We start from the raw sequence: 11,090 nt of genomic DNA, 5'->3' as shown, positions 1-11,090 counted from the left end.
CGATGGAAGAAGGTCTTCGTTTCGCAATCCGTGAAGGTGGTCGTACAGTAGGTGCTGGTGTTGTATCTAAGATCCTAGACTAATCTAGACTTACCAACACAAGCCCAAAAAAGCGCACTTAGGTGCGCTTTTTTTATGCCTTTAGGAAAAGGAGTGAGTGTATGCCTGCTTTCAATCTGGAAATATTAAGGTACTTTCTTATCGAACTGCTGCTTACGTTAAGTTGGTGCGCAGTGAACGTTAATCATATTGGTTCTTTACAAATTGTTCACATGTAGGGGTTACTCCCTATATCAAAAAAATATCGTTAGGAGACTATAACCCGGTTGAAGAAATGAAATTCTAATAAAATATAAAAACCGGAGAGCTCAATGAAATCTGCATTGTTCAAATCATCACTACTTACTATTGCGCTTGCAGCTAGCGAGCTAGCACATTCTGACGCGTTGATCGGACCGAATCTTACCGAAGCACTCACTAGTGACGAAAGTAATTACAAGGTTATCGTTACTGGTAAAGACAAAGCGGGTGTGTCTGTCTTAATGCAAGAATTGCACGTACCGTATTTGGCATTGCAAACTATGCCAATGGTTGGAGCAACACTAACAAAATCTCAAATTGAAGCACTGGCTGCAAACCCCAACATAAAAAGCATTTATCAAGATGTGCCGCTTGAATATTATAACTACACATCGGGCGAGATTACGGGCGCCCACATCGTACATGATACGTTAGGTTTGACCGGAAACGGTGTAACGGTTGCCGTGCTAGATTCTGGCGTAGATGCAACACACCCAGATCTGCAGCTTGGCGAAACAACAGTTGAAAACGTAAAAATTGTTGGCGATTTAGACTTGCTTGGCGGTATTAACGTTTTTGTTGAAAAAGTACCAAATAGCGATACTTCTTCAGGCCACGGCACACACGTTGCGGGTACTGTAGCGGGAACAGGTGAAGCATCTAAAGACGACAGCCGCCGAGCGCACGCGGAAGATGGTATCGCGCCTGAAGCAGGCATTGTTGGCTTAGGTGCAGGTGAAGGGATATCTATCTTATATGGTCTATTAGGCTTTGATTACGCAATTGCCAACCAAGACCGTTTAAGTATAGACGTAATTACAAACAGCTGGGGTGGTGGCGATGGCGCTAACTTCGATCCAAATAACCCAATTAACGTTGCATCTTATGAAGCGTATCGAAATGGTATGGTAGTAAGCTTCGCTGCATCTAATTCTGGTCCAGACGAAAATACCCTTAACCAATATGCTATTGCGCCATGGGTAATTAATGTTGCCGCAGGTACAAGCGAGAAGCTATTAGCAGATTTCTCTAGCCGAGGCGTAGCTGATGTACAATATAAGCAACCTGATATAACGGCTCCGGGTCAAAGCATAACGTCAACACGTGCACCCAATACAGCCATTGGTGCAATGGGGCCAGTTATTGACCTAAATAATCCGTCGTACGCGCTTTACTACCACACTATCAGTGGCACCTCTATGGCTACACCGTTTATTGCTGGTGTCGCTGCACTTATGTTAGAAGCGAACCCTGATTTATCACCAGATCAAGTTGAATCAATCATGATGGAAACCGCAGAGCCTATGCCTGATTACCAACCACATGAAGTGGGTTCCGGCTATATTGATGTGCCTGCGGCCATTCAATTAGCTATGGAAACAACTGGTAATATGCGTGCATTTATGGACGGTGACACACTTTGGTCAAGCAAAGGTGAATGGACAACAATTGACAACAACGATGAAAAGCTAAACTACGAAGGTACATGGCGTGAGCTTGCAATAAAAGACGCGTATGAAGGTTCGATAGAAATTGGTACTTCTACATCGTCGTCTGTAAAAACTGTTGTAAACGGTGATCGTGTGCGCTTCACCATCGTTACACGCAGAAAACGCCCTGGTACCGTTGAATTTTACGTAGATGGTAAGCTAGTAGAGCGTGAGGTTGTTCATGTTCCGGGTACCGATAAGTTTAATCCAGGCTTTGTCACTTTTACTTTAGATAATATGGGCGAGGGCGCACATAATGTTGAATTGGTTACGCGCTCAAGAAATATTGCTCTAGACCGCATTGAAGTAGATGGCTCTTTTCTTTCGGACGATGTTGTGTTTTCAGAGCGTACACAGTTGGATGAAGGACTAATGGGGCCATCAGCTGAAAACCTTGAGGTACAAGAACTTCCACTCGAGATTCAACGTGGTGATACAAAAATTGAGTCAACACTATCGTGGGACGCGGTAGCAGACTTAGATTTTTACCTTGTTGATCCTAACGGTGAAGAAGTTGCTTCTAGTGCTTCGTTAGCAAACCCAGAGGTTCTAGCGTTTGAGCCAAAGGTGGCCGGTACACACCTGCTACGTGTTACTGGTTTTATCAGCGTTGCAACACCATTTACCATTGAAACAACGGTAACAAGCGCGTCAAATAACTAATACAAATTGTTACGCGTAATCATAGTGAAAGCCCTTCAGTGCTGACTGCGGGGCTTTTTTATTGCCATTTTGGGGTGACGCTTATTCATTCTATAAAGCTTGGCGGTAGTGAAAGCACACCTTAAAACCCACTCCAGCTTTAATATAAGAGCTCCGACACCAGAGCACTGCAGTATCGGATTTAAAAAGGCTCAGCATTCACTCCCTTCTGACGGTATAAGATATTCACGAAGCTAAGAAGTGGAAATTTAACCCCTTTGTTGTGATACTGTAACAATTAAAGGGTACTATGCTCTGTTTATCAGTTTTGCGAGACTTTCATGATTACACGACGCCAGTTTTTAGTAGGCTCTTTGGCATTTGGTGGTTTAGCTAGCAGTGCTTTTGGTAAAACGTTAAATTTGGCGTCTATGCCTATCAGTGAAGGCTATGGCGCGTTAGTCGCCGACCCTCAAAAGCTGCTCGATTTACCTAAAGGCTTTAGCTATAAGATTATATCTAGCCTTGGAAATAGCATGTCTGATGGTATGCATGTACCTGACAGAGCGGACGGTATGGGTTGTTTTCCTGTAGAAGGCAGTAGCGACAAAGTGGCGCTTATACGTAACCATGAGCTGCACCCCAAACATTTAAGTGCTCAGCCTCAGTCTATTCAAAAGCATACTAGCGAGCTAGCCTACGATAACTATCACAATGGAACTGCTTTGCCTGGCGGAACCACAACAATGGTGTACAACCTTACTACGCAAAAGGTAGAGCGAGAGTTTATTAGCCTTGTTGGAACGGTAAGAAATTGCTCGGGCGGTATTACGCCTTGGGGTACGTGGCTAACCTGTGAAGAGTCCGTAGACCGACCTCATGGCCCTAATGGCGATGTGGTAAACAAAGATCACGGCTACATTTTTGAAGTACCTGCAAATGCTGACTCACTCATTGAAGCTAAACCACTTAAAGCAATGGGCCGCTTTAATCATGAAGCGGCATGTGTCGACCCCAAAACCGGCATTGTTTACCTAACTGAAGATCAAGGCGACAGCTTGCTTTATCGCTTTGTACCTAACGAGTACGGTAACTTGGCAGCCGGCGGCCAATTAGAAGCCTTAGTCGTTAAAAATAACCCTCAGTTCGATACACGTAATTGGTCTTCAAACACTATGCCTGTAGGAACGTGGTTCGACGTTGAGTGGATAGCATTAGACAACCCGGAAAGTCCGAACGATGACTTACGGGCTAGAGGGTACAAAAAAGGTGCGGCCTTATTTGCTCGCGGTGAAGGTATACACTGGGGTGAAGACGAGCTTTATTTTTGCTGTACAAATGGCGGCCAAAAGCAGCTCGGTCAAGTAATGAAACTTGTTCCTTCTGTTGATGGAAAACAAGACAAACTTCAGCTGTTTTTAGAAAGTGAAGACAAGAACTTGTATAACTTTGGCGATAACCTAACGGTGTGCCCAAATGGACATTTGTTGGTGTGTGAAGATCAATATACTGACATTGTTGATAACCATTTGCGCGGCGTTACGCCTAGTGGAGAAGTGTATAACTTTGCCAAACTCCATGAGCAAACTGAACTTGCCGGAGCCTGCTTCTCACCCGATGGTAAAACGCTTTTTGTAAACATATACTCACCAACGAAAACTTTGGCAATTACCGGCCCTTGGCTAGAAGCTTAATTTTCTTGTAATCGGTGCAGCGTTGTAATTAAAACGCTGCACCAACATACAGCTTCCTAGGCAGTAAAGTTTTTTCAACCCAGTTATTTCGCTTTCCCATTTAAAACTACGGTTTCCACTCATTCACAAAATATTACGATTAGCTAGCATCTTTACAATCGCAATATCCAATCAATTGAATCATATAATCCCGTTTTAATAGTTTTACTCAATTAATGATAATGCTCTCAACTTAACAAGGAGAGCGAAATGAGCGCACTATTAAAAAAGCTAACAACGGCGAATAGCCACCGTGTTTCCTCCACAACTAGTCAACCAATTCGTACGCAATGCAATTACGCTGATAATTATTACGGCGACCAAGTTTGCGTAGAAGTAAAAGCCCCTAAACCTCGTACCAACCTTCATGTAGGAGTACAGCTGTGAGAACCTCAATGAAATCAACGTTAACTAAGTTTGTTCTAGGCGGCGTAGCTGCCAGTATGCTTACCTTAGGCGTAAGCGCCGACACACTAACCCGTCAAAATGGTGCACCAGTAGGCGATAACCAAAATTCGCAAACAGCAGGCCCATGGGGACCGGTTTTATTACAAGACTCTCACCTTATTGAAAAGCTAGCGGCATTTGATCGTGAGCGTATTCCTGAGCGCGTTGTTCACGCTCGCGGTACCGGAGTTTATGGGTATTATGAAAACCTAGTCGACCTTTCAGATGAAACAATGGCTGCGCCGTTCCAATCAGCGGGTAAAAAGACCGACGTTTTTGTTCGTTTTTCATCAGTAGTACATGGTCATTTGTCGCCAGAGACGTTGCGTGACCCTCGCGGGTTTGCGGTGAAGTTTTACACCGAACAAGGTAACTGGGATCTAGTAGGTAATAACTTCCCGGTTTTCTTTATTCGTGATGCAATCAAGTTCCCTGATATGGTTCACGCATTTAAACCATCGCCGGTAACAAACAAGCAAGACGCCAAACGCATTTTTGACTTCTTTTCTCACGTACCAGAGTCAACGCATACACTAACTATGCTTTTCTCTGACTACGGCACACCGGCAAGCTATCTAAATATGGATGGTTCAGGTGTTCACGCTTTCAAATTTGTTGATGACGAAGGTAACTATAAGTACGTGAAGTTTACTTGGAAGTCTAATCAGCCAATTAAGAACTTCACCAATGAAGAAGCGATGAAAGTGCAGGGAATGGATATGCAGCCGCATACAACCGACATTTACACGCGAATTGGTGAAAAAGGTGAAACAGCGTCTTGGGATCTTTATTTACAAGAGCTAGAGCCTGAGCAACTAGATGATTTTGAGTTTAACCCACTTGATACCACTAAGATTTGGCCTGAATCGCTAGTTCCGGCTAAAAAGATTGGTCGCCTAGTGCTTAACCGTGTACCAGATAACTTCTTTGAAGAAACTGAACAAGCGGCATTTGCACCGAGCAATTTAATTCCTGGTATCGAGCCGTCAGAAGACAGAATGCTTCAAGGTCGTTTATTCTCGTATGCTGATACACAGCGCTATCGCCTAGGTGTAAACGCGTACCGCATTCCGGTTAATGCGCCTAAAAATGCAGTTATCAATAACCACGAGCAACATGGTCAGCTACGCACAACGAGTACTAATCGCGATGTGAACTACCAGCCAAGCCGTCGTCTTGATCTTAACGAAGACCCAGCATTTCGTTATTCAAGCAAGCCGCTTGCAGGTATGACGCAACAAATTCCGTTCTACAAAGAACAGAACTTCAAGCAAGCGGGTGAGTTTTTCAGAAACCTAACTAAAGAAGGCCAGAAGAACCTAATTAGTAACTTAGGTGGTGCGTTGGCATCGGTGCCTGAAGAAGAAATTCGCGTCATTATCAGTGCTTATATGTACAACGCTGATAAGGACTACGGTGCAGGTGTAGCAAAATTAGCGAAAGCACCAATGTCTAAAGTTCGTCAAACGGCGAAAGACTTAATGGAACAGCAAGCTGCACGCGCTGCAAAAGCGAAGCAAGTTGCTGAAAGCTTAACCGCACTAATGCAATAAGCTAAGTAGCAATAGGGTTGGGAGTTACATCACAGTGTTGAGTAACTCCCATTTTTCTCAAACCACTTTTCTATAACAATCTTTCTGTAACAGCTTTGCTGAAAACAGTTTAGTAGTAACCAAATTTAGATTTACCAGTAAGGGGGCACAATGTCTTTTTTAAAGCAAACACTTACGGCAGCACTGTTCGTCGTTGCCGCCTTCACCAGTATTTATACTAGTGCCGCAACCGACGCAACCACTCAAGCTAATACTCAACAAAGTGCAACTAGGCCTAATATGGAGACCTTGAAAGCACGCTATTTTGATGCAGCGCGGGAAGGTGATAGCGCCATGCTGAGTGCATTTTATCAAGCCGGTCTAGATGTTAATGTGGCCGATGAAAAAGGCTACACCGCACTTATTCTTGCGGCATACCATGGGCATACCGACACCGTGAACTTTCTTATCAGCGAAGCTAATGCCAACCCATGTCAAGAAGACAACCGCGGAAACACCGCACTTATGGGGGCCATATTTAAAGGTCACGTCAGTGTAGCTAAGCAACTGGTTTTTGCCGATTGCGATATAGATGAAGAAAACGAGCAAGGCCAAACGGCGTTGATGTTCGCAAGCCTTTTCGATAGACAAGAAATTATCAATACGCTTATCGATAAAGGGGCTAACCCAGCTCACATGGATAAAGCGGGTAATTCGGTAGCGGATATCGCTCTTTCGCAAGGTAATTACGAATTAGCAAAGTTGCTTAACTCGGATGCAAAGTAAAGGCGCTGAGTTACCGGCAACGCCCTCATGCATTACAGCTTTTAGCCGCGTTTAGCGGCTTCATTTATTTTAGTGGGTTGTGCGTATAGTCGAAGGACACATCGAGCTTTTCGTTCTCTGACAACCTCTGGCTTTTGCTTGTAGTGTACAAGCTTTTGGCGAGTCGAGCCTTATATGTTGGGCTATCAATCGTATCTACAAACCACCAATCGCACGTCACTTTTTGATGTGTCACATCAACTACCATGAAACCGTGCGATTTAAGTTCTACATATTTCATATGCGGGTTCATTGTCGGTATCAATGAGGCAAGCGGGTCTGCTACAGGCTCGCTTAAGCCTGGTGATGTCACCGATGGTGTTACAAACTCTACAGCTAAGGGCTTTTCACCAACACGAATACGTGCATTGTTGGTGTAACCGTTAGCACTGTCCTCAAAAATCTCCATCGCCCAAGAAGTGTGTATATCGCCCGTTAAAACGACAGTATTACTTATACGATAAGCTTTTAAAACGTCAAGAATACGCTGCCTAGCTTCAGGGTAACCATCCCACTGGTCCATATTAAGGGCCAAAATGTCTTTGGTTGCCGTTATACCCGCCGCTTCAAGGTTTGGGGCGTTTAACCCTTTGAATTGGCCGAACATTACTTGCTGCCCTAAAAAGCGCCATGTAGATGTGGATGTAGTCAACTTGTTCAACAGCCAGCGTTCTTGTGTGTAGCCAAGTAAAGTACGGTTAGTATCATAACGCTCAGCTGAAACTGGCGAATCAACCTGAGGATCTCGTCCTTCTATGCGCGTATCAAGCATGAATAAATCAACTAACGATCCCCATCGGAATTGTCGATAGATACTGCCTTCGCGAATAGGCATCCACTCGTAATAAGCTTGAATGGCAAATGCTTTGCGTAATTGGTAGTCACCTTCACCTTCGTTATGATTTTCAGCGCCATCTGTATGAGCATCGTTAGTGATTTCATGATCGTCCCACACCGTTATAAAGGGATAAGACGCGTGTAACAGTGCAAGGTCTGGGTCTGTTTTATATTGAGCGTGCCGAGTCCGATAATCACGTAAACTGGTAATCTCTTTGTCGGGTAAAGGCGCTCTGCCTAACCGAGAACCATCGCCATATTCATCTTCTGCGTATTCATATATGTAATCACCTAAGTGCAAAACAGCATCAATATTGCCAATGGCACTTTCATTGGTAAGGGCGTGATAGACATTGAAAAAACCTTCTGGATAGTTTGAACAGCTTACCACTGCAAAGCGAGCATGCTCTGTGGTGACAGGCGCAGTTTTGGTCTTGCCAACGCGACTCCTGTAGCCGTTTACTTCAAATTGATAAAAATAGGGAGTATTTGGGGTAAGACCTTCAATATCAATTTTTACCGTATAGTCTCGGCTCTCTGTTGTGATGGTGTTTTCGACAATCACGCTGTTTTTCATTGTCTTGTCGAGGGCAACGTGAAGGGTGACTAACGTATCTGTCGATACGTTGCTTATTCGAGTCCAAACTATCACTGCATTAGGTAGAGGATCGCCGCTGGCAAGCCCATGCTGAAAAAAGTAGTTATTATCAAGTTTAAAGGGCGCGTTAAATGCTTCGTATGAAGCAGAAGAAGCGCTAAAGCTTAACATGGATGCAGTTGCCCCAGCTTTCTTAAAAAACTGTCGTCGCGCATCGTTAATGGTATTTTTCATTGTATATTTTTCTCTAAAAACAAGGAATTCACGCTTAAGGCATACAAGGCTAAAGCGTCAGTTAGGTATTAAAAACTAGTGAGCAAATCTAGTTTTCAGAAACACTCAAATGTAAACCTTGGTATTGGGTACGAGCATTGATACCGATAGAAACAGCGCGACCACTCGGTACATCGATGACACAGCTCTCCGTATTGTCGGCTGCATTTGAACGACATAGATGGTCGCTAAATCCCACCTCTTGACCGATTTGAACGTATAAGTCGGCATTGCCATAACCGCCATTCAAATGAATGAAGAGTGTTCTAGCTCGCTCGACAGCATCGACAATATAAGTTTCAAAAACTCCACGGTTGGCATTCAGGTTTTCAATCGACTGCGGCGGGGTTATTAGATTGTTGGGTGTGGAAAAGCAATCTTCACTACCTGAAAACGTAACGTGAAGAACAGGCGCTTTATGGTTCTCACTTGCGTCGATAAAACGCTGCTGCACAGGATGGTCAGATGATATTCCTAAGCCGAACGCGGCATAGTCAGAAAATTGCTGTTGGAGTGTTAAAAGCGCAATCTTATCTATGGGTAAAGTTATATTGTTTCCAGCATCAATGACATCCACTGTTGCAAAGCTATCTTCAGAAAAGAGAGAGTAGCCGGTATTCCAATTCACCGTATTTTCACTAAAACGTGGTTCAACGAGAGATATTGCAACCCCCGTTGGGTTTGAATAAACAGGTAATAATTCACTGGCCAACCCGGTAATGGCACTCGTTTGGCTTGGATTAGATTGAAAAGACAAAGTTGCACTGTTAAGTTGAGCGCATTTTGCGATATGGCTCGCGTCAAAGCTTATTAGTGCTTTTGCTTCGCCATAATGATGGTGGTTTTTAACTACCATCATACCGCTAGGGTAGGCATTGTAGTTCATAGTAGGCTTGGCACTGGCTATAAAGCTGTCGTGACTGGCAGTTAACGTATACGCACGCTGATTCTCCGAATTCAAAGGGGCATAAGTGGTTAAGCCCTTTTCATTTTGTGTAAGTGTAAATACAGCACCAACGTCATTCGCTACCCACCATTTAATATTGTCAGGCAATGCCAACGGGTTAGCTTCTCTTTCTTTTATTGATAGTGTGCTGGCTCCATCGTCAAATTCAGCCGTACGCACTTTTATTTCATTTGCTGTAACGCTTATTACTTTAAATTGCTGAATACTTGCAAGGTCAACAGTCCAAGGGTAAGACTGGTTAGCAGAACGAGCAGGGGCTCCCCAACTGCCTTCGCCCACGTAAACAGTGCCGCCGTTGTCTGAACGATAAAACGCAGTAGTATTTGGTTGTGGCACCAAAGGGTAAGTAAGCTTGTTAATGTGGGTATCGGATTCAACAACAAGGTTCATATTGTGTTTATGAAACAATGTTGCCCACCACTGGAATAAGCCTTCGTTCGATGACTTCCCATCGAAATGAGGGAATATTGGTTTATGGTACTGGGCTATGCGCCATACGGGCGCGTACTGGTTCGATTGTAAATCTGAAGCTAGCCACGCATTCATCTGACTTGCATATACTTGCCAACCGCTTTCCTGGTACTGGCTGTTGAGGGTATAAATTCTTGCTAGCTGATTAACTGTTAATGCACCGTATGTGTCCTGTTCATCACAATTGTTGTCGCGTACGAAGTCAACACCAAATACCTGACAAAGGGTGGCATAGTTAGTGTCTTCATGATTACCATGGGTAGGTATAATGGGATAGATACGTTTAAAAGACTTTCCGTCAATCACGTCGTCTGAAAAAGTCAGCTGCCAGTCATCAAGAAAACCCGCCATTTCAAACGGTGTATTGCCGTTGGTAAAATCACCGCCGTGCATAACAAACAAAGGGCGAATCTTTGCAACTAATTTGTTGCCTTCTTGCCGCGTTGTCCAACCCGTTCGTGTATCTCCTCCTGCAATAGCCGTAAAAGGGGCTGGTTCATTGGAAGCCGTTTTGAACCAAAGGGGAGGAGCGCAGCCATCAAAATCGCACACCTTGAAGTAGATCGCGCTGTCGGCAGGCAAATCGGTAAGCCTTACAAAGTAAGACTCAAGGCTAAAAAAGTTGGCTCTATAAGTTATTTCTTCCCTTTGCCATTGGCCTTCATCGGCTGATGTTCCATAAAGAACATAGGGAGAAACACTTACGCCTTTCGGTGAAAAGCCTACTATTGCCTCGTGTGCTGGGTCGCTGTCCCATGTTAATCGAAATAGGTGAGTGGCTGATATTGCTACTCCCGCATAACAGAATAAAAGCAGAGCTAAAATAGCTTTATAACTACGCATAATCATATTGGTTGTTACCTTAATAATGGTCGATGCGTATTGGATTAAAAAATGTGATGGTGGGATATGGGGGGAATACCCTATTGAAGGGGGAGTCATAAAAAATTCATAATTCTGAAGCATAAAACTTCG

8 protein-coding genes are annotated in these 11,090 nt (G+C 44.0%); 6 read left to right on the top strand and 2 right to left on the bottom strand.

Annotation, left to right across the window (positions count from 1 at the left end; translation table 11 throughout):
• The 6 genes from E5672_RS19495 to E5672_RS19475 all read left to right on the top strand — a co-directional run.
• A partial coding sequence (locus tag E5672_RS19495; protein ID WP_136783439.1) for an EF-Tu C-terminal domain-related protein occupies positions 1–83 on the top strand: 83 nt, incomplete at its 5' end.
• Between the two features lie 288 nt (positions 84–371).
• The gene (locus E5672_RS19490; RefSeq protein ID WP_136783841.1) at positions 372–2,453 is read left to right on the top strand and encodes a S8 family serine peptidase; all 2,082 of its coding nucleotides are present in this window, start codon (positions 372–374) and stop codon (positions 2,451–2,453) included.
• Positions 2,454–2,773: 320 nt separating this feature from the next.
• Positions 2,774–4,126 (top strand): alkaline phosphatase PhoX, encoded by a 1,353-nt coding sequence (locus E5672_RS19485; protein WP_136783840.1) that lies wholly within the window; start codon positions 2,774–2,776, stop codon positions 4,124–4,126.
• Between the two features lie 249 nt (positions 4,127–4,375).
• Positions 4,376–4,552: a hypothetical protein gene (locus E5672_RS19815; RefSeq protein ID WP_161569414.1), complete on the top strand. Its 177-nt coding sequence runs from the start codon at positions 4,376–4,378 to the stop codon at positions 4,550–4,552.
• On the top strand, positions 4,549–6,165 hold the full coding sequence (locus tag E5672_RS19480) for a catalase (protein ID WP_276606296.1): 1,617 nt from the start codon (positions 4,549–4,551) through the stop codon (positions 6,163–6,165). Before E5672_RS19815 ends, E5672_RS19480 begins: the two co-directional genes overlap by 4 nt.
• 150 nt (positions 6,166–6,315) lie before the next feature.
• Positions 6,316–6,930 carry an ankyrin repeat domain-containing protein gene (locus E5672_RS19475; RefSeq protein WP_136783839.1) on the top strand — a complete coding sequence of 205 codons (615 nt, stop codon included), beginning with the start codon at positions 6,316–6,318 and terminating at the stop codon, positions 6,928–6,930.
• A 64-nt stretch (positions 6,931–6,994) separates the two neighbouring features.
• On the opposite strand, the gene E5672_RS19470 is transcribed toward E5672_RS19475, so the two are convergent.
• Both E5672_RS19470 and E5672_RS19465 read right to left on the bottom strand, forming a co-directional pair.
• A complete protein-coding gene (locus E5672_RS19470; RefSeq protein WP_136783838.1) occupies positions 6,995–8,638 on the bottom strand; it encodes an alkaline phosphatase D family protein in 1,644 nt (547 codons plus the stop codon).
• A gap of 88 nt (positions 8,639–8,726) precedes the next feature.
• Positions 8,727–10,964 (bottom strand): DNRLRE domain-containing protein, encoded by a 2,238-nt coding sequence (locus tag E5672_RS19465; protein WP_136783837.1) that lies wholly within the window; start codon positions 10,962–10,964, stop codon positions 8,727–8,729.
• Positions 10,965–11,090 lie beyond the last annotated feature (126 nt).

Origin of the sequence: Alteromonas portus (genome assembly GCF_005117025.1) — a bacterium.
Taxonomy (GTDB): domain Bacteria; phylum Pseudomonadota; class Gammaproteobacteria; order Enterobacterales; family Alteromonadaceae; genus Alteromonas; species Alteromonas portus.
Note: the sequence above shows the minus strand (reverse complement) of the source record. Positions and strands in the feature narration are given on the sequence as shown.

Excerpts from the sequence above, each read along its gene's own strand:
- E5672_RS19470 (WP_136783838.1), bottom strand. The coding sequence starts at position 8,638 with ATGAAAAATACCATTAACGATGCGCGACGACAGTTTTTTAAGAAAGCT.
- E5672_RS19465 (WP_136783837.1), bottom strand. The coding sequence starts at position 10,964 with ATGATTATGCGTAGTTATAAAGCTATTTTAGCTCTGCTTTTATTCTGT.
- E5672_RS19490 (WP_136783841.1), top strand. The coding sequence starts at position 372 with ATGAAATCTGCATTGTTCAAATCATCACTACTTACTATTGCGCTTGCA.
- E5672_RS19815 (WP_161569414.1), top strand. The coding sequence starts at position 4,376 with ATGAGCGCACTATTAAAAAAGCTAACAACGGCGAATAGCCACCGTGTT.
- E5672_RS19475 (WP_136783839.1), top strand. The coding sequence starts at position 6,316 with ATGTCTTTTTTAAAGCAAACACTTACGGCAGCACTGTTCGTCGTTGCC.
- E5672_RS19485 (WP_136783840.1), top strand. The coding sequence starts at position 2,774 with ATGATTACACGACGCCAGTTTTTAGTAGGCTCTTTGGCATTTGGTGGT.